Annotated in this window: 26 protein-coding genes and 1 pseudogene; 14 read left to right on the forward strand and 13 right to left on the reverse strand. The window is 37.7% G+C overall.

Annotation, left to right across the window (positions count from 1 at the left end; translation table 11 throughout):
- Positions 1–185: 185 nt before the first annotated feature.
- The 3 genes and pseudogenes from ABG082_RS05835 to ABG082_RS05845 all read right to left on the reverse strand — a co-directional run bounded on the left by ABG082_RS05835 (position 186) and on the right by ABG082_RS05845 (position 1954).
- Complete coding sequence (locus ABG082_RS05835) at positions 186–917, reverse strand: hypothetical protein (protein ID WP_348936657.1); 732 nt, start codon at positions 915–917, stop codon at positions 186–188.
- A 176-nt stretch (positions 918–1093) separates the two neighbouring features.
- Positions 1094–1222 (reverse strand): annotated as a pseudogene (locus ABG082_RS05840) (hypothetical protein).
- 489 nt (positions 1223–1711) lie between these two features.
- On the reverse strand, positions 1712–1954 hold the full coding sequence (locus tag ABG082_RS05845) for a helix-turn-helix transcriptional regulator (protein ID WP_338705104.1): 243 nt from the start codon (positions 1952–1954) through the stop codon (positions 1712–1714).
- A gap of 109 nt (positions 1955–2063) precedes the next feature.
- On the opposite strand from ABG082_RS05845, the gene ABG082_RS05850 reads away from it, so the two are divergent.
- The 9 genes from ABG082_RS05850 to ABG082_RS05890 all read left to right on the forward strand — a co-directional run bounded on the left by ABG082_RS05850 (position 2064) and on the right by ABG082_RS05890 (position 10239).
- A complete protein-coding gene (locus tag ABG082_RS05850; protein WP_348936658.1) occupies positions 2064–2432 on the forward strand; it encodes a hypothetical protein in 369 nt (122 codons plus the stop codon).
- Positions 2407–2943 carry a hypothetical protein gene (locus ABG082_RS05855; protein WP_348936659.1) on the forward strand — a complete coding sequence of 179 codons (537 nt, stop codon included), beginning with the start codon at positions 2407–2409 and terminating at the stop codon, positions 2941–2943. The genes ABG082_RS05850 and ABG082_RS05855 overlap by 26 nt, the downstream gene beginning before the upstream one ends.
- A gap of 775 nt (positions 2944–3718) precedes the next feature.
- The gene (locus tag ABG082_RS05860) at positions 3719–4915 is read left to right on the forward strand and encodes a hypothetical protein (protein ID WP_348936660.1); all 1197 of its coding nucleotides are present in this window, start codon (positions 3719–3721) and stop codon (positions 4913–4915) included.
- A gap of 14 nt (positions 4916–4929) precedes the next feature.
- A complete protein-coding gene (locus ABG082_RS05865) occupies positions 4930–5439 on the forward strand; it encodes a hypothetical protein (protein ID WP_348936661.1) in 510 nt (169 codons plus the stop codon).
- A 110-nt stretch (positions 5440–5549) separates the two neighbouring features.
- A complete protein-coding gene (locus tag ABG082_RS05870; RefSeq protein WP_348936662.1) occupies positions 5550–5828 on the forward strand; it encodes a helix-turn-helix transcriptional regulator in 279 nt (92 codons plus the stop codon).
- Positions 5829–6080: 252 nt separating this feature from the next.
- Positions 6081–6410 carry a hypothetical protein gene (locus tag ABG082_RS05875; RefSeq protein ID WP_348936663.1) on the forward strand — a complete coding sequence of 110 codons (330 nt, stop codon included), beginning with the start codon at positions 6081–6083 and terminating at the stop codon, positions 6408–6410.
- 24 nt (positions 6411–6434) lie between these two features.
- Positions 6435–7145: a hypothetical protein gene (locus ABG082_RS05880; RefSeq protein WP_348936664.1), complete on the forward strand. Its 711-nt coding sequence runs from the start codon at positions 6435–6437 to the stop codon at positions 7143–7145.
- Between the two features lie 59 nt (positions 7146–7204).
- Positions 7205–7432, forward strand: coding sequence for a hypothetical protein (locus ABG082_RS05885; RefSeq protein ID WP_348936665.1), 228 nt, complete (start codon positions 7205–7207; stop codon positions 7430–7432).
- On the forward strand, positions 7429–10239 hold the full coding sequence (locus ABG082_RS05890; RefSeq protein ID WP_348936666.1) for a phage tail tape measure protein: 2811 nt from the start codon (positions 7429–7431) through the stop codon (positions 10237–10239). Before ABG082_RS05885 ends, ABG082_RS05890 begins: the two co-directional genes overlap by 4 nt.
- A 759-nt stretch (positions 10240–10998) precedes the next feature.
- Here ABG082_RS05890 and ABG082_RS05895 read toward each other — a convergent pair.
- From ABG082_RS05895 to ABG082_RS05915, 5 genes are all read right to left on the reverse strand, one after another.
- Positions 10999–11943 carry an acetyl-CoA carboxylase carboxyltransferase subunit alpha gene (locus tag ABG082_RS05895; RefSeq protein ID WP_348936667.1) on the reverse strand — a complete coding sequence of 315 codons (945 nt, stop codon included), beginning with the start codon at positions 11941–11943 and terminating at the stop codon, positions 10999–11001.
- A gap of 32 nt (positions 11944–11975) precedes the next feature.
- Positions 11976–12422, reverse strand: a complete 447-nt coding sequence (locus ABG082_RS05900; protein ID WP_019743045.1) for a MarR family transcriptional regulator — start codon at positions 12420–12422, stop codon at positions 11976–11978.
- Positions 12423–12825: 403 nt separating this feature from the next.
- A complete protein-coding gene (locus ABG082_RS05905; RefSeq protein ID WP_272511413.1) occupies positions 12826–13221 on the reverse strand; it encodes a hypothetical protein in 396 nt (131 codons plus the stop codon).
- Between the two features lie 576 nt (positions 13222–13797).
- On the reverse strand, positions 13798–13986 hold the full coding sequence (locus tag ABG082_RS05910; RefSeq protein WP_045035248.1) for a hypothetical protein: 189 nt from the start codon (positions 13984–13986) through the stop codon (positions 13798–13800).
- Between the two features lie 50 nt (positions 13987–14036).
- Positions 14037–14543: a hypothetical protein gene (locus tag ABG082_RS05915; protein WP_268450780.1), complete on the reverse strand. Its 507-nt coding sequence runs from the start codon at positions 14541–14543 to the stop codon at positions 14037–14039.
- A 608-nt stretch (positions 14544–15151) separates the two neighbouring features.
- Here ABG082_RS05915 and catA point away from each other — a divergent pair.
- The 4 genes from catA (at position 15152) to ABG082_RS05935 (ending at position 18242) form a co-directional block, all read left to right on the forward strand.
- Positions 15152–15814: a type A chloramphenicol O-acetyltransferase gene (gene catA, locus ABG082_RS05920; RefSeq protein ID WP_348936668.1), complete on the forward strand. Its 663-nt coding sequence runs from the start codon at positions 15152–15154 to the stop codon at positions 15812–15814.
- A 205-nt stretch (positions 15815–16019) separates the two neighbouring features.
- Positions 16020–17138, forward strand: a complete 1119-nt coding sequence (locus tag ABG082_RS05925; protein WP_348936669.1) for a Rap family tetratricopeptide repeat protein — start codon at positions 16020–16022, stop codon at positions 17136–17138.
- Complete coding sequence (locus ABG082_RS05930; protein ID WP_012009624.1) at positions 17128–17301, forward strand: hypothetical protein; 174 nt, start codon at positions 17128–17130, stop codon at positions 17299–17301. The genes ABG082_RS05925 and ABG082_RS05930 overlap by 11 nt, the downstream gene beginning before the upstream one ends.
- A gap of 110 nt (positions 17302–17411) precedes the next feature.
- Positions 17412–18242, forward strand: coding sequence for an SMI1/KNR4 family protein (locus tag ABG082_RS05935; RefSeq protein ID WP_317329059.1), 831 nt, complete (start codon positions 17412–17414; stop codon positions 18240–18242).
- A 41-nt stretch (positions 18243–18283) separates the two neighbouring features.
- Here the strand turns inward: ABG082_RS05935 and ABG082_RS05940 are convergent, their stop codons facing one another.
- From ABG082_RS05940 to ABG082_RS05960, 5 genes are all read right to left on the reverse strand, one after another.
- Positions 18284–18532 carry a DUF2651 family protein gene (locus ABG082_RS05940; RefSeq protein WP_138278416.1) on the reverse strand — a complete coding sequence of 83 codons (249 nt, stop codon included), beginning with the start codon at positions 18530–18532 and terminating at the stop codon, positions 18284–18286.
- Between the two features lie 19 nt (positions 18533–18551).
- Positions 18552–19742, reverse strand: a complete 1191-nt coding sequence (locus ABG082_RS05945) for a hypothetical protein (RefSeq protein WP_317329060.1) — start codon at positions 19740–19742, stop codon at positions 18552–18554.
- A gap of 101 nt (positions 19743–19843) precedes the next feature.
- Positions 19844–20587, reverse strand: a complete 744-nt coding sequence (locus ABG082_RS05950) for a hypothetical protein (protein WP_017359623.1) — start codon at positions 20585–20587, stop codon at positions 19844–19846.
- A gap of 578 nt (positions 20588–21165) precedes the next feature.
- Positions 21166–22050, reverse strand: a complete 885-nt coding sequence (locus ABG082_RS05955; RefSeq protein WP_017359622.1) for a LysR substrate-binding domain-containing protein — start codon at positions 22048–22050, stop codon at positions 21166–21168.
- Between the two features lie 23 nt (positions 22051–22073).
- Positions 22074–22772 carry an amino acid racemase gene (locus ABG082_RS05960; protein WP_348936670.1) on the reverse strand — a complete coding sequence of 233 codons (699 nt, stop codon included), beginning with the start codon at positions 22770–22772 and terminating at the stop codon, positions 22074–22076.
- A gap of 192 nt (positions 22773–22964) precedes the next feature.
- On the opposite strand from ABG082_RS05960, the gene ABG082_RS05965 reads away from it, so the two are divergent.
- Positions 22965–23489, forward strand: coding sequence for a DinB family protein (locus tag ABG082_RS05965; RefSeq protein WP_348936671.1), 525 nt, complete (start codon positions 22965–22967; stop codon positions 23487–23489).
- Positions 23490–23493 lie beyond the last annotated feature (4 nt).

Below are 23493 nucleotides of genomic sequence, written 5' to 3' on the forward strand. Positions count from 1 at the left end.
CCCGAATTGTATAGACTGTTCTCTTTACTTTTTATTTAACCATGAGATGGATTGATATAGCTAAGAGTGCTATGCAGAATAACCCGATTAATAAAAGGACTTTTGTTGCCAATTTCGTTTTTGTAACCTCTTTATCGTTCTTTTTTTTGTCTGGATTATTCATAGATATAACATCCTTTCAGCTCTTAATTAATATACTTATTCTTTCCCCAAACTTTGAGCGTACCACCTTCAACATAGATATACTGCTCTCTAGTTCCGTATTGAGTCCCCCACTTTGTAGAGACCAAGTGCCAAGCCCATCTTTGCATTCCATAAAATACTTCCATACCGCCTTTTCTAGTACCATTCTTAGATAGTTTTACTGGAGGGAAATAGATATAATTTATGAACGAAGATACTTTAGTAGGGGAACCAATAAGTGTTTTTCCCTCAGCGTTATAATAAAGTTCTATCGTCGTTTTAACAAGAGGCACAGCAAATAAAGTATGCGTATGTGCCCATGCAGATCTTCTTTCAGATGCGGCAGTGACTGCATCTTGAGATTTTTCGTCTTTTACTTCTTCTGAAATTATCTTATAGTCACCATTTAAAGCAGTAGTCTCAGTTTTTGCGCTAGTTGATAGAGTCGGTTCGTCCATTTCGATTATTTCCTTTAGAGCTTTCTCATCATTCATAATATCTACGAATTTTTGCTGCTTATCTTTCGGAAGGGAATTGAACTTTTTTAGCACTTCGACAGCATCGCTTTCTTTCCCTTCTTTAGAGATCATCCCTGATAGGTAATCCTTATAATCCTGAATTGTTTTAACCTGCACAGCATCATCCTTCTTGACACTATTTGTAGCATTGACATTATAACCGAACAAAGACGACATCAGTAGTAGAGTAACAAAACCCAAAACGATCTTTTTCATATTATGTATCCTCCTTGACTATTATGTAAAGCAATTTCCATTTTCGAGTAAATAGTCTTGAGATGCAATACATCTATGACAGATTAGTAAAAAATCACCATTGGAATTTTGATTTCTGTGTATCAGTAACTATTTTTTACTGCTCTGATTGTATTAGAGTCGGCTTTATTTTTGCGCTATATTCGCTTAGTCAGTCCGCACTTGGAGCACTTACGGAGGAAAACTCCGCCTTTGATCGAACTGTTAAACTTCGACGTATCGCAATTATCGCACCGTCAGCTCTTAACGTCCGGCAGCTCGCGCATATCATAAACGACGGATACGTCATAATCACCTGGCTGCGGTCTATTCACGTCTTTCACCTCACAACCTACGTATTATAACGTATCTTGGCGCTTATGAAAGCAGGCGGATGGAAGTACGAAGATCTGTTCGAAATAGAGGACGGTAGCGACGAAGAGTAGGGGCGTTCAGGGCGAGCGTCTCTTTTTTTTGCGCCTAAAAACGGGAGGTCGACGTTTCAGTGTGGCGAAAACAGAACACGCTAAAACCGCCATGGCGCTTAGAGCCACGTGGGATACAGCCGTTTTTAGGCGTTAACGTTGTCTTATTCTTAGGGAAAGACCTAGCGTCACTCCGTTCCGCAGATAACGCAATAGAATACATATAGAAGGACGGCGGCTTATTATTTGCGGGCGAGGCAGAGCCGAGGGCGCTGTACTTAAACACATACGGAAGAGGTAGTCACAGTTACAATATTTCAAACAGTTCGTAGATTTTTTTGCTGTCTATCATCAACGCTCATTCTTAAGAGTATTTTTCTTATTTTCTTCTAAAGTAATAATTTTATTTATATCTTCTATACCAAACGTATTCGCGATTTTTTCAATATGACCAAAATTAATATTTTGCCTTTTACCATTTATTAGTTCGCTTAAAGCTGCGTGTCTAATTCCGCATTTATCTGCAAATGCTCTAAGAGATAACTTTTCCTTTTCTAAAATCTCCTCAATTTTAACTTTAACGATTTTCATAATTAATCTCCTTAAATAAAATAATCTCTTGACTGTACGTATAAGCGTACCATATAATTCAGTTATTGGTGGTACGCTTTAGCGTAACAAATTACGAAAAGGGGAGTTATCAATGCAGTTAAAATTTGAAGAAAATAATTATGAAAAGAAAATAATTGATTTTGTTATTCATCCTGATGAGTATGATCCGGAAATATTTGTAGAAGCAGTTGAGGTTATAGATTTAGCAAATGGTATTGTTTTCAGTGCTGGTGGTGGCTTTATTGAATTAATCAAACCCTATGTTCGTGAAGATGGAGCTATAGAAATTGGTTCTAAGAGTCATGAAATAGCTGGGATTAATATTCCGGAGGATCTGCCTATTGATATTGAAAGAATCATGAAAATGACTGTTATTGAATTGTTGCAGGAAATATTGAAAGTAAATATGGACAAGGAAAATATGAGGTTAAAAAATGAAAAAAATTTTTCATGTAACTAATAAAACAATCGCAGAGGCAAATCGCATTTTTGGACTATCAAAAGAGAACGCAGCTAACGAAATAATCGGGCGCGCGCACCAAGCCGTCAAAGTATATACGTTTGATTCAACGAACGGGTCTGACTCAGTTTACGACCACTATCTGACTAATACGCGTTTTATTATCGCAACAAACGACGCAATAACTGGCGTTTACGAGATCGGAAAGCTACCTGGGAGCAATCGCAGCGCGTGCGAATTAGTTAGATCGACCATTCTTCGCGGACTGAAAGAGGTATACGATCATCTTTACAGCCAATGGGCAGACGTCGAAGTGACTTTTGCGCAAACGAGTCTCGAAATCGCTATGACTAAACGTGCGCAGATCGGCGAAAAGGATGCCGCGGTTTTGGTTGAATACGCGAAGAAGTTGTCCGACCTTTGCTTCGAGAATAGCAAGCGCCATAAAGAAAGAAGTAAGTTACATCGCGAACTGATCGAATTGGAACGCGCCTTCGTTCCTTATCTTTAAAGCAATGAAATTGCACGAAATTAGACGTTTTGGCGGCTGGCGGTACTTAATGTACTCGGAAGACATAAACGGCTTAATTTCATGTTTTTTCAAAAACAATGTCCCGATTTTAGTCGGCCACATGCGACTGTACTTATGAAAGCGAAAAAGTTGCCGAGATTCTACGCGGATTGTCCATTTCAAAAGTCGTTACGCAGTTATTTATGAGGACGTAGGGAATCTCGTGAATTCTGCGCGGCTTTCAAATATCGCGGGTATGATCTTTTGTAGGCTCGTTGTGGACTTTCGGTAACTAAAAGAAAAAAGGAGGTCATTTCGGTGGTTATATCATCAGAAATTTTCGGACTTATAAGAATGGCGAAAGGCATGACGCAAGCAGAATACGGGGCGTTTCTCGGTATCAGTAAGTCGTCCGTCGCGGCTATTGAATGCGGAGATAGGCGTATTACTAAGAAAACGCAGCACGCAGTCATATCTAACGTAGACTTTGACGAAGCGTTAATCGCTTTTCTCAATAAGTACGAGAAGGCGAAATTACTTACGAGATAAAAGACTAGCGCTCAGTTCAAAACCCTTCGCGCAATCATTAATAATATTATTTGCAACGACTGTTTTTATAGGAGTTGCTATGTTTATCATTTTTAACTTGATAAATAACGCTTGAAAGCCTTGGTACGCTTAGGTTTTCTTGCGTTTTCTGTAAAAGAAAAAGATTAATAGATAAGTACATATAGGATCGCGTCATTACTGTAAATCACTAAAGGAGGAATCGAGAATGTCCGTTAAAATTATTGATTCAATTATGGGGAGCGGGAAAACAACATGGGCTATTAATAAAATGAATACGGCAGCGCCCTCACAAAAATTTGTATACATCACGCCCTTCTTAGACGAAGTACAGAGGATCAAGCGCGAAGTCAATTCCCGCACTATGATAGAACCGAATAGCAGAAACGGAGAAGGGACTAAACTACGATCATTTAAAGAGTTGATCGCGTCGGGGTTTGACGTGGTTTCGACTCATGCGTTATTTAAGTCGGCTGACGATGAATTGATCGGGGCGATAGAAGAAGGAAACTATACGTTAATTTTGGACGAAGTTATGGGAGTAATCGATAGAGTTGACCTCGGAAAATCTGATATTAATGCTCTTACGACTAGCGGTTTAATTCGTGTAGATGAAAACAATCAGCGAGTTCACTGGATAGATAGCGGTTACGATTCGGGACGATTTAACGATATAAAGATGTTAGCCGACTCGGATAATCTTTATAAATTCAAAAACTTATTTGTTTGGACGTTCCCACCGCAAGCATTTTCCGCATTTGAAGAAACTTATGTTATGACATATCTTTTTGACGCTCAGATTCAGCGCTGTTACTTCGACCTTTTCGGCATCGATTATCAAAAGTTTATGATTTCAGACAATAGATTGGTTAATTACAACAGGTTACTAGAGAATCGTGAAGCGGTTTTTAAGTTGATAAATATATACGATGGGCCTTTAAATTCAATCGGAGAAGAACGTTTTGCACTTAGCACTAACAGATTGAAGACCTACTCACCAAAAGTAATCAGCAGAATAAAGAATAATTTGAACAACTACCTAAGAAACATAATGGGAGCAAAGGGCGGCGATATTCTTTGGACCACTTTAAAAGATAAACAAAGTGTGCTAAGCGGGGCAGGTTTTTCCCGAAGTTATGTAGAGTGGAATATTCGCGCTACTAATGACTATGCAGACAGGTCAGTTTTGGCTTTTATATATAACCGTTTTATAAACCCTTACGAAAAAGTATTTTTTGAGACGCCGCCTAGAAATATTACTGTAGACGACGACCTGTTGGCGGTTTCAGACTTACTCCAATGGATTTGGAGATCGCGAATCAGGAACGGACAGCCAATCGACTTGTTTTTGCCTTCAGCTCGAATGCGAAATCTATTATTATCATGGGCAAATTACGAAATCTAAAAGGAGTGAATGCGTTGGAGCAGCCGAAAAACAACTTCCAAACTTACAAATACCCAGGAAAAGGCGCGGTAGAATTCGCCAAAGAGTTGGTAGACGGGATGAGCAGGGAAGAAGCTGCTTCAATCATCAAAAAAGTTAACGATGGCATCTATTATTTAGACGAAAGCGATCAGCGGGTAAAAAGGTGCGCTTACTGCTGTTATTTTTACCGAGATAAAACGAAGCCGAACAACAGCAAGACATGTTGCAAAGAGTGCAAAATCGATCTTGATACATTTAATAGGAAGAAAAAAAAGGCAGACCAAGAGCTACTTAATCCAACAAAAAAAGCGGAACTCAGGTATGTTTGGTGGTTAGAATACCCATACTGGCTCAGCGAAGAAGAGATGATTAAATGGTCATGGAAATACGAGGCGCCGTACCCGACGGATAAAATCGCTATCATAGCGGCAAAGAAACAAGAAAAAGAAAACCTCGGCAGAAGGCAAAAGAAGTATACGAACAACATCAACTACTACTACTAATTAGCCGCAGTAAAAAAGTATATATAGAGGGGTTAAGTGTCGAACGAAATATGTTTGATGCTTTTTTTGTTTTTCATGTAAAAAAATTTTCAATAACGGAGGAGACAAATATGCTTGATAGAAAATCACTCTTTAAAATCCGCAAGCTCTATCGTTTAACACAGGAGGACGTCGCGAAAATTACCCGCACATCACTGGCCACAGTTTCGAGAATCGAGTCAGGCGAACAAGAGTTAAGCGAAGGTTTTTCAGAATGTATTTTAAACGATTTAAAACTGACAGAAACGACAATAAAGTCTTTACTGGAGTTTTATGACAGAACCGAAAGAAAAGAAGACGTTGCTGCAATCAGAAACGACGATTTAGCCCTAAAAACTGCGCAAAATTAGCCGTCTAAACAATAGCGACAATCAATAGGGGTCAAGCGCACTCAAATCGCTAATTTCGTTTGATTTTAAAGGAGGCGATCATCGTAATAGTTTTCGTTAAATGTGACGAGGTGTTACTCGTAGATTCCGAGACCGGCGAAATTATGCTTCGAGAAACAGAAGGATCGAAAGACATGCGGATTTCCCGTGCCGTCATGACATGTCGTTATGCGGATGTAGGCGGAGAATTGATATATGCGAAGGGGTGATCGGATGTACTGCGTATCAAAAGTAAACGAATTTTACGGCGATTATGGCGCCGCAGAGTCTTATTATGTTCGCGAAACTGCAAACGGCAGCATGGCCGATCTTTTTAAAGACGGTGCTGCTCATATTAACCTAGACACTGACCGCGGCGCCTTCGCAGTTACAAATAACAACGGCGAAACTTACGTTAGTTCTACTAATTGTGAATGTGATTTACTTGCGCTGCTTAAAAACGCGGTGTCTAGCGCCCACCTTTTAGGAGCTAACGAAGTGTACGTCTTGCCGGATATGAAGAACGCTGAAGATATGATCGAAAAATTAACAACCGCAGAATAGCGGTAATAATAGGAGGCAAAACATATGACAAAATTAGAGAAAATGACTCAGGACCTAAGGGAAATGCGCGAATTGATGAACAAACCGAAAACACTTAGTACCCAAGCAGCGGGCATGTTTCAGGAAGAAAGACGTCGCATATATGCAGATCCCTTTCTAAGCGAAGCTGGCAGGGGAGCAAAAATAGAAGAAACACAAAATCTTCTCGCGCGAGAACTTATGAAAGAGTTCAGCCAAGTAAAAGCTGGCATAAAGAAAGTGCAAGATAAAATCGTGAGAGATGCCGAATCTATCATCGTCGGGAAAATTGAACAACCTAGCGAACACGATAGTCTAATGTTTAAGCATAAATTTGAACAGATCAAAGCAGAAATAGGTTTATCACCAAACCAAACAGTAGCTTTAAGGAATTTTAAAGAATTTGTCGAAGCGATTGATCATCCCAGCTTTGCGAGGGAAATCAGAAACGAATTCTCGTCACTGGCTAGTTCTTTAGTGGGTTTAGGGGTAGGCAAGGAACAACTACACCCCATTATCAAAAATATTAATTCTAAAGCAATGGCAGAAGAACAAAAGAGCGCCTTGGAGATTAAGGAAAGTGTAGAGTTAGCAAGACAGAGTGATCTTTTATTAAAAGGCGGAATGCATCATAGTACACTTTCGAATATAATTGGTCATCATGCTGCTGATTTTGTAAATAGCCCAGATGAATACTTGGATAAACATGCTGAATAGACTTCGCGGGCGCCTTTGGGCGTCCTTTTTTATTTCTATAAAGAGAGGGTGCGAATTAAATGAGTGAAACAAAACTAATTGTCACTGACCAAGAAGCCGAAGCAACCGGCAGAGCGGTCGGTGTTTTTTTATGGGCTATGAATGAAGCGATTAAAGGGGATTTCGAGCTCAGCGAGGAGCAGGCTATCGCAATAAATGACGCTATGGACGAGTTAGCGAAGTTTGATCAAAAGGGCCTCGAAATACTATTCGAAGGGGCAACAAAAGCTAGAGGCGATGAATCATGAGTGCGGTTTCAGTAGGCGAAATCGTCGCACGCCTTGAACTTGATTCAGCGCAATTTAGCGCGGGCGTCTCTCAGGCAGAGAACCAAATGCAGCAGATGGGGAATTCGGCGCAGTCGCTTAGTAAGCAGATGGGCCTTGTACAAACGGCGGCCTTAGCGGTAGGAGGCGCAGTCGTCGCAGGCATCGGCGTATCGGTTAAAACCGCAGCCGACTTCGAGCAGGCAATGGCGAAGGTTAAGTCGATTTCGGGCGCTACCGGACAGGATTTCCAAGATCTTCAGAACGTCGCGCTAAAGCTCGGCGAAACGACGAAATTTACGGCGACAGAAGCGGCGGACGGCCTTCGATACTTGGCAATGGCGGGCTTCAGCGTAAAAGATCAGATCGGTTCACTGCCGGCCGTTTTAAACATGGCGGCAGCGGCCAACGTCGACATGGGCGTATCGGCCGACATCGTATCGAATATCATGACGGGCTTCGGAATCGCGTCGTCAGACTCAACATACGCGGTTGACGTGTTAGTTAAGACAATGAACACGGCCAATACGGATCTTTTGCAACTAGGCGATGCGATGAAGTACGTTGCGCCGGTATCGACGGCCCTCGGCTTCAGCTTCGAAGAAACAGCGGCCGCCGTTGCGAAGATGTCTGACGCAGGTATTCAAGGTTCGATGGCAGGTACGGCTTTAAGAGCGGGCATGTTGCGGCTTGCCAATCCAGTAGGGCGCGCAGCCAAAGTAATGCAGAGGTACGGAATCGAAGTCGAGACGGCCGATGGTAAGATGAAGTCGTTGCCGGACATTATCGATCACTTAAATTCGAAGTTTGGCGATCTAGGTCAGGCGGAAAAGACTGCAGCTATTGCGTCATTAGTCGGTACGGAGGCGGCATCAGGCTTCGTTTCGTTGCTTGCGGTAGGTTCGGATGAAATACGCAGATACACGAAAGCACTCGAAGAATCCGGCGGCACGGCGCAAAAAGTTGCCGATCAGCAGATGGATAACCTGTACGGCTCATTCGATAAGTTTACGTCGGCTCTCGAAGGTGTAGGCGTTAAGCTCGGTAACGAATTCTTGCCGCACATACGGTCAGTCGTCGATCAAGGAACGAAACTAGTCGGCGTCATTAGTCAAATTAATCCGGGCGTAATAGCCACAGGATTTGCGATGGCGGGAACGTCAGCAGCGATCGCTTTGACGGCTTCTTCTGCGATAAAACTCGGCTTTGCATTGCGCGGGTTGTTCGCAGCAATGGGTCCGGCGGGGTGGATCATTACAGGTCTTTCGTTACTTGGCGGCTTATTAGTCGGGGTTTCCGCAGGCTATAAAGCGCTAAACACCGTCAACTTAGAAGCCGCAAACGCGAAGCAAAAAGAAGTCGAAGGTATCAACAAAACGATCAAAGGGTACGACGACCTCAAAGCGCGCATTCAGTTGAGCAACGACGAGTTATTGCGATATCTCGACATTACAGACGAATTAGCCAACGAAAAAGATTCGAAGGCGATCAAGAAGCTCAACGCAGAGCAGGAAGAACTACGTAAAAAGTCCGGTCTGACGAACGCTGAGTTCGACGAGTTTTTACGTCTAAACGATCAAATCATCAAGAAGTCGCCGGAAACAGAAGCGGCCTTCTCGGCGCAGGGTAACGCGATTGCGAAGAATACCGAAGCGATGAAGGCGTTGAGTAAGGAGAAATACGAAGAACTACGTTTGGAACTCGAAAAACAGCAGACGATCGCCGAACGGAACATGGAAGGGAACCTTGCGAAAGAGGCGCAGTTAAAGAAAGATATTAACGAAGCGGCGGCTCAGCGGGTCAAGAAAGAAAAGGCGGTCACTGAACAACTAGCGAAAGTTAAAGATATTGAAGCTAGAATTGCGGAGGCAAAAAGAATCGGGAACGAGGCGCAAGCGCAGTCACATGAAGTCACTCTTTTTTCGGAGAAGCAACGTCTAGAGCAGATGCGTAATGAATTGATTAAAAGCACGGAGCTTCTTCAGAGTAAAAAAGCGAATCTTGCGGAGGTCCAAAAAGAACTAGCTAAACTTGGTCAGGTTAACCAAAAACTAATCGACATCGAGCTGCGTCAAGTCGGTCTAAAAGCAAAACGCGAACAAGCGGTCAGTGTCATCGATAAAGAAATCGCAAAACAGGAAGAGGAAAAAAGAAAACTCGAAGACACAACAGCCGCCGGTCAAAAGAAAAACGAAGAATACAAACGTGCGGTCCAAAAGATTGAAGAAGAGATCGCTAAACTCGAAGCGGTACGCGCTAAAGTCGCAGAGATCACCGGAGAAGCTCGTAACATGAACGCAGAACTGGCGAAAGACATATCGAAGCAGATCACGCTTAATAAAACTGAATTTGTTACGGTTCAAAATAGAGGCGGAGGTAAAGACGTTAGCGTACACAGCGGAGGAGGACGTGCGGTCGGAGAATACCACGTCGGAGGCATCGTCGGCAAACCAGCCGGCAAGCTTCACTCAGGCGGAATGGCATCGAAGTTTATCGATCGTCCGATGAGTCGCGAAGTTGATATTCGTGCGCTCAGAAACGAAATGTATTTAACGGAAGCGCAGCAAGCGAACCTATTCCGACTCATCGATGCAGGACACACGGCGCGAATAACTTCAGCAGCCGGCGGCCACAGTCCGCAAATGCACACGAACCTTTCAAACCTCGCATCTGCTATCGAGTCGCTTAAAGGACTATCGGTAGTCATGGAGGGCGAAGTGGTTGGACGTATCGTCGAGCCGCACGTAAGCCGACGGCAAATGGACGAAATAGATCGAAGCAGCTACTAAAATAAACGGACGGCCATTGCGACTAACATTGTGTGGCCGTTTATATATTTACGTTGATGCCGATATAAAGAACAGCGTATGATAAATTAATACATATAAGGGGGGTAATTCCATGATTAAGGTGTTTCCGAAAGTCCTATTCGTTCTTGCGTGGGTATTGCTGGCGGTAGGTATATTAACGAATATAGAAAGTACAATGCATTATAATGCGACTCAGTTCGTAATGGAGGGCGAGACTGCGAAGCCGATCCGGTTAATGGAAATTGTTAGAGACATAACTTCGCCTATATTTAATTCGGCGGTACTTATCGCGATTTCGTATATACTTCAGTTAATGATAGATCGTAAGACAAACGCGTAATTCAATACGCAGCCTCGTCCTTAATTGGGCGGGGCCATTTTTTTTATGCCGTAAAATAGATGCGTGAGGAAAATATTTCTTGCAGTATAGAGGCGCTGCGATGTATAATACGAGTTAATAGAACGAGAGCGAACGATTTATACCGTAATCTTATGCGTTTGACTTACCGTCTGACTTACCGGAGACTTCACGGATACCTTGACAGGGTAGAGGTCGCTGGTTCGAGCCCAGTCGGAATCATCGTTGAAACCCTTGCCTAGCAAGGGTTTTTTGTTTTTTTGACAACGAATTTTTGTTCTGTTTCTTTTGGTTGGGGACGAATTGGGGACGAACTTTATCCACCAGATTGGATTTTTAGAATCAAAAAATCCCTTTTCCATACCGATCACACACTATTTTCATTTATTATTCTCTATTTGTCTATACTTTTCATATCGCTGTTGTATAAGCTCTTCCGAGGATAATCGTATCAATTTTTTTAGAGATGATTCAATCACAGATTCAATCAATTTTGCCTGTGATTTTATATCATTTTGTGCTCCACCCTTAATTTCAGGAATGATTTCATCAATAATTCCTAAATGCTTTAAATCTTTTGCTGAAATTTTCATATGTTTAGCAGCTTCTGGAGCATACTTAGCATCCTTCCATAGGATAGATGCTGCTCCTTCTGGCGAAATGACCGAGTACCATGAATACTCTAACATATGGATATGGTTACCGACACTAATGCCAAGAGCTCCACCACTTGATGCCTCTCCAATTACAATACAAACAATTGGCACTTTAAGTGTAGCCATTTCCAATAGATTTCGAGCTATCGCTTCAGAAATTCCACGTTCTTCAGACCCTTTGCCTGGATAGGCGCCAATTGTATCAATAAATGTAATAATAGGGCGATTAAATTTATCAGCTTGTTTCATCAGTCTTAGCGCTTTTCTATATCCTTCTGGATGTGACATTCCAAAATTTCTTTCTATATTTTCCTTTGTACTTCTCCCTCTTTGATGACCAATAACCGTAACGGGCATCCCTTTAAATTTTGCAATACCACCTATCATTGCTTGATCATCACCATATAATCGATCACCATGAAGTTCGAAAAAGTTTGTAAACAATAAAGGTATATAATCCAATGTCGTGGGCCGGTTACGTAGCCTTGCAATTTGAACTCGTTGAAAAGGTGTAAGATTAGAATAAATTTCATCTTGCATTTTATTTAAACGTTTTTCTAATTCTTGAATTTCTGATGATAAATCTACATTATGTTCTTTCATCATTTTCTTTAATTCATCAAATTTCTCTTTTAGTTCAATAATAGGACGTTCAAAATCCAAACTCATTTTATCCTCCAAAGGGTATGATTTACCTCACTCTAATCAAAAGACTTAGAAATAGAATCAATAAATAATTCAAAACCATCCACAACTATTTTTTGTTCTGATTCTGATAAATTATTGAGGATACGTTGATAAAATGTAAGGGATTGTTCTCTTAAGCGATTAACAGTAATGTGACCTTCTTCTGTGAGGTGCAGAAAAAGTTCTCTTCTGTTTTTTTCATTTACTTCACGATAAACAAGTCCCTTTTTTACTAACTTATCTACCAATCTACTTACAGTTGAAGTCTCTAATCTAAGTTTATTGGATAGTTGCCAAACAGTTAATTTTTCCATCTCTAGTTCCTCTAACGCCATCATTTGAGAAGTTGGTAGAGGTTTTTCAAATGGTCCATTGGGCAAATTTTGAGATTCAAAAACCCCAGTTATTATAATCATTTTCTTAATATCTGATCTTAGTTTTAAGGCATCTTCTCTTTTCAAAAAGGTCACTCTCCTACAATTCATGTATAATACATTAATTGTATTATACATGAACATGTTTTTTTCACAAGTTTAACGTAATCCAATATTAAAATAAGGATGAGATATTTTTACTTGTTAAAATGGTATAAACCGATTTATTTTATTCATATAAATGAGAAGTAGTTGTCCGAGGTCTTTCAGTATTTAGAGCAGAAATAGCGTTTCGCTTATGCTGAAGCATGCTATATAGTATATGCAGATGAGTATGGGAAACAAGGTCGATTTGAAGAAGCTACGGCTGCTGATCAAAAGGTATTAGAAACACATCTCAAAACGTATAGGCAAAATTAAAACAGACCATGCAGGGTCTGTTTTTTTATGGGGATGGTTAGAGTCACCTATATAAATGGACCAGGAACGTCTAAATCCTATATGATTTGATTTCCTTTATCTTTCCAGACTTTGCAGCACTACTAAAAATATAGACATCACAGAAATCAATTTTTAAACCATTCGCTAATAACATTACACCATTTATTGAAGCAAATTTTCCGTGTGTGATTACTTGGTAAATTTCAAGGGCGCTAACGATTTCTCTGTCCTCTTTGTACAAAGTGGAGATTAAGGCATTTCGTCCTTCAAGCTTTGCATTATCCTTTAACTGATACCATATAATAGATTCATCCGCATATTCATTAATCACTTCATTCTCCCGTGTTAATATAGCTACTGTAAAATCAATGACTATTTGCTTCCTGGGAGCATTGTCACATCCTGTTGGAATGGTAAGTTTCAATTCATGGGGGGAACTGTTCACTAATGTTAACCTCCTAAAAATACGTTTTATAAAAGCTTCTTGTGACGTAATCCGGATCGTTTGTTAAAGTTCAACAAAGGCTTTTTTAAACTGATATTGAATTATATCATAAAGAATTTATATTTCATTCCCTAAGATGGGAGAGATTAGTTTAGAAAAACAATTAAATTCTTCCTTTAAAATTGGTTGTTCAATTTTTTGTTTTGCAACTTTCAGTTTTCTTCAGAAGTGCACATTTTTTATTAGAAAGGCTTAGCATAGAATCTTATTAAATTTTTAAGAGAACATCTGGAAGTTTCGGATAAGGTCATTCACCTTGACGGGGAGAGAACGCTGGTTCGAACCCAGTCGGAATTATATGAAAAGATGTTGATACAGAGCCATTCTTGAGATAGTCGAGAGGCTTTTGTATTTCTAAAGCAAAAGAAAACATTAGTAAAATTAAAAACCACACTGCATTTTTCAGTGTGGTCAATTTAAGATACGATAGGTGAGCCACTTAACAATAGATTAGTTTCATAGTTTGTTTAAGATCATGAAACCATATTTTTGTAACCAGCACCTACGGACAAGTCATCAATCTTTCTTTTTTTTGTAGTCTTTTACTAAGCTTGAAACAGTTAAACCCATTACACCGAAAGCTACTACATAAAATAAAATATTTGTTACAGGTGTATCAATTTTCCCTAAAATCAAGACAACAGCTATAATAGCGATGGGTAAAGTAATTAACAAACTTTTGGATGCTTTATTTTCCTGTGTCATTAACCAGAACCTCCTTTTTGTTTCAGCATCTAGGTGTGTTTTAGTACATTTTAAAAAACGAACAACATTATGGTTTTAGCAACCCACCATGCTGCATTTTCACTTCCAGTAACTTTAAGAGCACCTAAATAAATACCATGTTCAAGAGTGCCTGTATAATGCTCAATAGTTATTAGAATTGTTTCTAACCCTGTAACACCGCCTATCATTACTTTCAGTTTTGTAGGTAATTGGTCATAAGCTTCTTTTATTGCTTTTATAGCCCATGTGAATTTACCGTGTGTAATAGCTTCTCCATTTGTTTTTGATTGAGCTCCTTTAATTGCTTTTTTGAACTTTTCTGTTTCTACTTCATTTAAATTCCAATACTGTGTTATCTCATCTATTGTAGGCTCTTTTGTTTGATCAAAAGAAGATTTTACAAATGAATAAGAATAGAACTGTTCTTTCTCAAAAGCTTTAGATGCATTTGCTTCTGCAAAAGGTGAGAGTATAAAAACAGAAATTCCTGCAACCATTGATAATATTAAACCTTTGGAAGTACTTGATTTTCCCATAATAAGCTCCTACTTTGGAATATTTTATAGATTAAGCTTTCAACGTAATTAATAATTCAATAATTGTTTTAGTTGTTAGAAATATTCTTCCTTCTCTAAATAATGTTATCATTTGGAAATAAATGAAGTAAATAGGTTATTTGTTATAGGATAGAATGGTACAATATACATATTAATTACGAAAAGACATGACTAACAAAGAATTTAAATCATTCGTAGAATAAAAAAAGGAATATCTTTTTTGCTCTTAAAAACGAAGAAATACCAGAGGGGAATATTAAAGAAGAAGAGGAGGATAAACAGCTTCTAAAAAAAGATAGAAGTGAATACAGTATATCGTTAATAATTACAGGGTTTTTATATCTTCTTTGTAAGCTGAGAAAGATATAGAGCACTAGAAAAGTTCACGTTAGTCAAGATCACTTAAGAAGAATTGGTGAAGGCTTTATCGTAGGCTAAGCTTATGGTAGCCATTGAATGAAAACGTTATAACTTAGAGTAGTGGTAGACAGAAACATAACCTACCGGTTGAAAGGATGATTGTGGTGGTAAAAACAGATAAAGCTTCCTCCTGAATACAAGCAATTACATTCAGGAGGAGATAAAAAATGTTTAAACAAATAGATGAAAATTATCCGAGAAAAGAGCACTTTCATCATTATATGACGGTAACCCGATGCTCATATAGTCTGGTGATCGATCTAGACATCACAAAATTGTATGCAATATTAAAAGAAAAAAGGCTAAAAGTATATCCTGTGCAAATATATTTGTTAGCAAGAGCTGTGCAAAATATACCGGAATTTCGGATGGATCAAGTGGACGATGCACTTGGTTACTGGGATATTCTCTATCCTAGTTATACGATTTTAAATAAAGAAACAAAGACATTTTCAAGTATTTGGACGCCTTATGATGAAAACTTTGCTCGGTTTTATAAAAGCTGTGTAGCGGACATGGAAACTTACAGCAAAAGCAGCAACCTATTTCCGAAACCTCATATGCCAGAAAACATGTTCAATATTTCAAGCCTGCCGTGGATTGATTTTACTTCTTTTAACCTTAATATATCTACAGATATAACTTATTTACTGCCAATATTTACGATAGGCAAGTTTAAGGTGGAAGAAGGAAAAATCATTCTGCCCGTTGCGATTCAAGTACATCATGCTGTTTGTGATGGCTATCATGTCGGTCAATATGTTGAATATTTGAGATGGCTTATAGAACATTGTGAAGAGTGGTTAAATGATTCAATGCAAATTACCTGAAGACAAAAGGTGTTCTCATGGAAATCTAGAAGATGAAGGCAGACTGAAATGAGTCTGCCTTTTTGTTTTGTGATGATAAAGACATGTGCCAAAGGTTTATTGATGTAACAATTGTTCTTTTTGCGGTTTCTTTTCGGTGCTTTGTAAATTACTGCATGTGATAATAAATGTCATATAAGGGATTTTCGTGGAAGGGGAATAAGGGATGGAGAAAGTTCTTTCTTCACATGTAGGTGTGAAAATAAATGAATGGTATAAAATGATTCGGCAATTCAGTGTACCTGATGCAGAGATTTTGAAAGCTGAGGTCGAACGAGAAATTGAACGAATGGAAGAGGATCAAGATCTGCTCATTTATTATCAATTGATGTGTTTTCGCCATCAGCTTATGCTCGATTATATTAAACCTTCAGAAAAACGATCGCCATCTGTTTCTGAATTGGTTGATAAAATTGAGAATTCTAATCATCAACTTTCCGGTATGTTGCAATATTACAATGCCTTTTTTAGAGGAATGTACGAGTTTAGTAAGAAAGAATACATACAGGCTATCCAATATTATAAGATCGCTGAAAGGCAGCTTGCATTGGTTGTCGATGATATTGAGCAAGCGGAGTTTCACTTCAAGGTGGCTGAAGCCTACTATATTATGAAACAAACTCATGTTTCTATGCATCACATCATAAAGGCGCTAGATATTTATAAAGAACATGAGCAGTATAAAGTTCGCCAAATTCAAAGTCTAATTGTCATTGCAGGAAATTATGATGATTTCATGAGATATGAAAAATCGTTGCAACATTTAAAGACTGCTTATTCAATTGCTGTGGGCGCAAACGATCAACGTTTAGTAGCAAAAACATTATTAAATATTGGTAATACATATGATAGGCAATCAAAGTATACAGAGGCAATAAAGCATTATAAAGAAGTGTTAGATGTCATTTCTTCGGAAAAAAGTGACATAAAGCCAATCACTCTATTTAGTTTGTGTTGGTCGCTGTACAAGTCTAATCAAACTGATGAAGCGGATCTGCTCGTTGAAGATGGACTTATATATTCCTCAAAGGTAAATGATTCGCTAAGTGTCTTGTTATTTAAAGCATTAAAAGCTATTTATATGGATACTGATGAACAGGCTTTGAAAGAAGTGTTTGATATTTTTGAAGAAAAGAAACTACATGTCTATGTGGAAGCATTTGCTCAAAGTTTCGGGTTATTTTATGAAAAAAAAGGGGACTTTGAAAAAGCTGCCGAATATTACAGAAAGGCTCTTAAGGCTCAAAATGATATTCAAAAAGGAGAGTGTCTGTATGATTATTAAAAAATTACTAATCATTTTATCCATTGTATTGTTAAGTGTTTCAACAGCAGAAACTTTAAAAATCATTGAAACGAAATCAATTCGGAATACAACAATGGAGGAACAAAAATCAAATCGAAACACGACTATGATTGATCGAAATACAACTTCTGAAAACGTATAGACAAGATTAAAACAGACTTTAAGAGTCTGTTTTTTTATGAAGTAGAATGAGTAAATCAACAGTTGGTCAATGTTATACTTATCTCAGATAGATACGAGGAGGCATCCACTTTGAAATCATTCTGGGAGAAAGAAGAAGAGAGTCCTTTTACGTTAGAAAAGATAGATGAGGAACAAATTCGTGAAGCAGAGGGAACGCTTGGTGTCACTTTACCTGATACATACAAAAAACTCATTTTAGAATGGAATGGTGGTTTTACAGTTCGTAATGCTTTTCCAACCGAACGGCCGAATTCATGGGCAGAGGATCATGTTCAATTCGACCATCTAAGAGGAATCGCCAAAGATGATGGAATTATGAATAGTGTTCAGTTAAGTGATGAATTGGAGCTGCCAGAGGGACTTGTTTTCATCAGCGGGGAAGAAGATACATGGATCGCCATGGATTACCGAGAAACGAAGGAACATCCTCCTATTCACTATTTCGATTTAGAGATGGAGGTAGATTATAAGCTGGCAGATAGTTTCGATGAATTTGTTGAGCGGTTATATACAGCTGACGACGCCATGGTTGAAGTAATAGAGATTGAGGAGGAAGCTTCGGATTTATATATCAGTAAAGAAGAGCTTGAACTCATTTTTGATAGAGGAGACCTTCGTCAGCAGAATCTCTTCAAAATGGCACATTATCCGATGGAAGACATTGAAGAGATCGCATGGTTTTTCTTGCGCATGAAACAGTGCATCAAACAGATAAAAGATCAACATGTCTTGTATGAAACAGCTACTGCTATTCACTCCAACCTTCTGTTAAACCCAGATATGCCAAGGGATGACCGTATTAATCAAGAGCTGCAAGAAATTGCTGAATTTCTAGAAAATAGTGAAGATCCGAATACCGCCTTTTTGGGAGAGGACATTCATCCAGTGAAAAAACGATAGTGAAAGATGAAAAGCCCTTTCTAGGGCTTTTCGAATGTAGTTTATGATCTCTTTTTATTTAAAATTTTCATAATGAATAATGCTATATATGAAGCAATAAATGAGCCTAAAGTGTAAACAACAGCCCAGCCAAAGAAAGAGACATTAAAAAGTGTAAATGTCAGAATGAGCAAAATGATAAAACTCACAACTGGCATGAAATAAACCTTTTGTACAAACAATGTGACGATAAAAGAAGCGATGATCATACTTACTGGAAGCAAGCCGAATGCGAATTCTAAATGAGTCATAACCATTCTCCTTTTAGAATCACCTATTAAATATTTTGAGAACATCATTTCTATTTTGTTCTAACATGAAAAAGTCATATTCAGAAACATGATTCTTATCCAAAATTTTGTCGAGACCTTTTATCTTTAAAGAATTCAATCTTTTTCCCTTTTGGTATGAATAAGAAGATATTTCATATTCTCCGGTCTTTTTTTGGTTTAATGAATATATATGATCAGAATTTAAATGAACGAACTTAACTTCAAGTCCTTCTTTTTGTTCTAAGGAAAAGGAACCTTCTGATTTCATTGTTTTTGTGTTAAATGTATAAATCTTAGAATGTGCAGTGAAATGATATAAAATATCGTCTTTTATATAGAAGTGCTTTTCATTTGGTGGTATTAGTTGATCTTCACTTTTATAACTGCCAAGTAAATATGCTCCTCTTAATTTGTTCTTTTCTATATCAAATACGGCTACTTTAAAAGACACATCTTTTGAATCTTCAGGAGTGTGATAGAGGATAAAATAAGCTAATTTGTCCTTAATAATGATATTTGAATAAACTTCCCAGTCTTCGTTGATGGGCTTAACATGACCACCTTTTTTAAGAGTCGGTCTGTTCTGTAAATTCAATTCATGAAATGTAGAATGATCAGTATCCATATCTTGATTGATCACGTAAATTTTATCATCATCGCTTCCTGTACTAACAAAGTATCCATTTAAAAGCTGCTCTTGAAATTTTTGAATGTTGCCCCATCTGATTAAACTTTGATAATCTTTTTCTCCAAAACCTTGGTTGTTTAATGTATAAAATATTTTTTTGTTCTTTAAATATCCATTAGCTTGGCCATAGCCAGTATGTACTTTATTTTTAAACTTAAAATGGGCAGTTTTTTTTCCAAGAATATTTATTTCAGAAGGGTTCTCTTTCATTAACATCTGTTCACCTTGAGCAATAGAACCTAATTCAATTGCGCCACCTTTTGAGGTAGTTATTTCGCCTTTTTTATCTATATATACTGTGTAGCTCCCTTCACGCTGATAATCAATTGATGCTGAAAGGTAGATAGTAGCTAATTTGTCATTTAGAAATGAAGGTTTGAATTCATTTTCTGATACAGCTGTAGCATTTTCTTTGATGAATAAATGTTTAAGTAAATAATAGGAAGAAAACAAAACAAAAGCAATAAGAACGCTAATAACTAATTTTTTCTTGAATCTCATCGTCAAACAACCTTTCTAATTAGGACTGTATCATGAAAAGAATGATTTAGAAAAATTTGCTCCCTTTAGAGAGTATGAAGTCTTTCTAAAGGGAGCTTACTTTATTTAACTTTTCTCACCAACTTTGTATACCCTGAGTCACGAACATCTCGAGGGTAGACCCCTAATCCTCCATTTTTGTCTATATCAATCTTTGCTTTCAATTTAAAGGCAGACCAAATTAACTTTGAACAATTTTTATTTCCGTAGTGACCGGTTGTTCGATTTGTAGCAAAATTATATGAATAACCGTCCTTTTTAATACGTCCTTTTCCCCAGTCTACTGCAGCATTTTTTTTCTTTGTAGCCACTTTTACTGACTTAACCACTGCACCTTTTTCCACTTTTCGTTTTTTTGCTGAAATTGAACGAACACCAACTTTTGGAACCGACTCCACAATATGAGTTTTTTTATAGTACATTCCAACATGGCCGTGATTAAGACCCCACGTGTCTGCATTTGTATAATAGATATTTCCCTTTTTGCTATTTCCAATTATTTTGGTCCCTTTATTATTCCCTAAAGTTGTGACTTCTCCTTTATTTGTATTTTCTTGTGATTTTAATTCAATTTGTATCTGCTCTAATATTTCCATTTCTGATTTTTTTTGATTAGCTACAATTTTATTTATATCTGTCATTAATTCCTCTTTTTCAAGTCCTGGGTTTTTTTCTAAAATGAAATTGAGAATGTGCTCTTTAGTAGAGACTTTTTCTTCTGCTGAAACAACGCTTTCAAAGCCTAGACTAGTAAATAGTAAAGATGAAGTGACTGTAGTAGTTAAAAAAATTTTTTTGAAATTCATAAAAAATCCTCCATTTAAATTTTTAAGAATTTTCCTTATTTACATACAGACATGTTGATTTAAATTCATTGCATGATTATAATCAGATCTCAAATTGATAAAATTTATTTTATTCTATCAATGTCTGACAATGAAACTATAAATATTTACATGAGTGTTTTAAAATTAAGTTTACGAAAAATTCAATTTAAGATATGATTGATTAATGTAGCGAAAACACAAAACTTTCGATATGTAAATTTTTAATTAACCCCTCCCTTTTTCATAAGTTCTATATAGTTAATGAAGAACTTATGAACCTCTGTAACTACTTTTAATAGGTTATTTAAACATTATTAAAAGAAGTAATAACCATATAATAACATTAAAACCAAAAATATGTTATTTTGTAACTTTGTGTAATTATATTGTAATGTATTTATAATGTGACAAATTATCTACTTTTATTGATTTTTATGTATTTTTATGTTATATATTTTCTTTTTGTTATAAAATATCATCATAAAACAACAAAGTTATTATTTGGATTGACAATTGAATAAAGTAATATATCAAAAAAAGCCCTGTAAAGGGCTTTTTTAAGTAGCTGAATCTAATTCATGAAAAAACTGTTTGAGTTGATCAATGAAAACGGATTTGGATTTTCCTTTTTTATAAATGAACTCGATATTGATGTTGAAATTGATAGATGGCTCGATTGAAATTTGTTTTAATGTTCCTTGTTTTACTTCATTTCTAACACAATGATGAGGAAGAAACGATAGTCCCATTCCTTGTAGCACTAAATTTTTTGCAGTTTCCATATGATCAACCTCAATGGAAATGTTCGGTGTGATGTTGTTTTTTTGAAATAATCGGTGGAGCATCAACCAATCAAATGACCCATAGTCAAAGAAAATAAAAGGTTGTTCTTCTAGTTCATTCATATTGATGTTGCCTAGGCTGGCAAGCGGGTGATGAGTTGGGACGAACAGCCCGATTGGATCGCTGAAAATCGGGATTGATTCAATTTGAGGATGTGTTTCAGTCCTGACAATGCCAAAGTCTACTTGGTTGTTAATCACTTTTTGGACAACATCCTTTGAATGTCCTGTTACAATTTTCACTTTCAGATTTTCGTATTTTTCTTTTAGGGCGGGCAATATGTTAGGCAATAGATTATTGGAAATAGAGGATGCGCATCCAATCGTCAATTCATAAGGGATCATCGTTTGTTTGAGACTATGCTTTGCTTCTTGATACGAATGGAGAATCTTTTTGGCATGCGGGTAAAACTGTTCACCTTTTTCCGTCAGAGATAGTTTATTTCTCTGTCTATCAAATAATTTCAGGTCTAATTCTTTTTCTAACGATTGAATACGTGCCGATACAGAAGGCTGTGTTAAATACAGTGCTTCTGCAGCTTTATTGATACTGCCTAGCTGGCATACATAAATAAACGCTTCTATATTCTCAATATTCATGTTATCCCCTTATATGACGTTCTTTAAATGTTTAGCTTTTCAAGCTCATACACTAATTTTACAGCTTCTTTCGCCAAAATGACAGTAGGGTCAATCACTTTCACAGCTTTGGTTGACCTTAGAACTAAAGGGATTTCTGTACAGCCGGCAATGATGGCTTCTGCTCCTTGATTGATTAAAATTTCTGAAGCTAACGCCAGTTCACTTTCGCCTTTACTCAATTTCCCTGCTTTCACGGCATAAATCCCATTCATCACGTTTTTCTGAAGATTTTCACTAGGAGTCATGACATCAATCTTGTGATGGGCACAAGCCTTTTGATAGAGCTGGGTTTTTAATGTGCCATCAGTACATAGTAAGCCCACAGACGTATAGTGATGTTTGTTCAGGTGCTTCGCGGTTTCTAATGGCATATTCATGATAGGGATATGAGTGGATTGTTGTACGTTTTCTAAAAAGAAGTGAGCGGTATTGCATGCAATCAGAATAAAGTCCGCTCCTGCGTGTTCTAATCTTTTAGCTGATGCAATCATATATTCTGTAGGATCTTCGCCTTTCCCAAATATGGCATTGGTTCTATCAGGGATTTGCGGATCATTATCAGCAATCACATGGAGATGATCCTGATCTTTAATAGCTGGTGTATGAGAGATGATTTTTTTCATCAGATCAATCGTCGCTAAAGGGCCCATACCGCCCATAATCCCAATCGTTGTAGACATCAATATCACCACATTTCATTTTTTTCTATTATAAAAAAAGAAAGGATGGTGAGTGTTATAGAAAAGTTCTATTTGTATATAGAAGGTTGATCAAAAGCGCCTTTTATTTTCTTCTTTATCTGTTTTGAGGTATGAGTTGCAATCTAATCAAAAAACATTAGAATAAAGAAAAATTGCTAAAGGAGCAGCCATATGAATTTCAATTTGAATGAAGCTTTAGATATGTTGAGTCGAACTCCTCGAACATTAGAAAGTCTTTTGTCAGGTTTATCGAAGGATTGGCTTCACAGTCGTGAAGGGGAGGGAACGTGGAATCCCGTTGAAGTCATTGAACATTTGATTGAAGCAGAGAAATTCAACTGGATTCCTCGATTAAATGTCATTCTTGCTGATGGAGAGAATGCCCCATTTCCTGCATTTGACCGCTACTCCCATTTGAATCAAACTGAAAGACAGATAGAACAAGCACTAGCGGAGTTTCATCATGTGCGGATGGAGAATGTGGCATACATTCAGCGTATAACACATTCAAGTCTTGATCTAGAGAAAAAGGGCCTCCATCCAGAATTCGGCGTCGTGCAAGTGAGCGAATTACTTTCTGAGTGGGTTGTCCATGATTTCACCCATATCTCCCAAATTGTTCGGGTCATGGCGGAACGATATCGAACCGATGTGGGTCCGTGGAGCGCTTATTTAGGGATTTTGAATAGGAAATAAATGT

Origin of the sequence: Bacillus sp. BS1807G30 (assembly GCF_040047675.1) — a bacterium.
Classification (GTDB): Bacteria; Bacillota; Bacilli; order Bacillales; family Bacillaceae; genus Bacillus; species Bacillus altitudinis.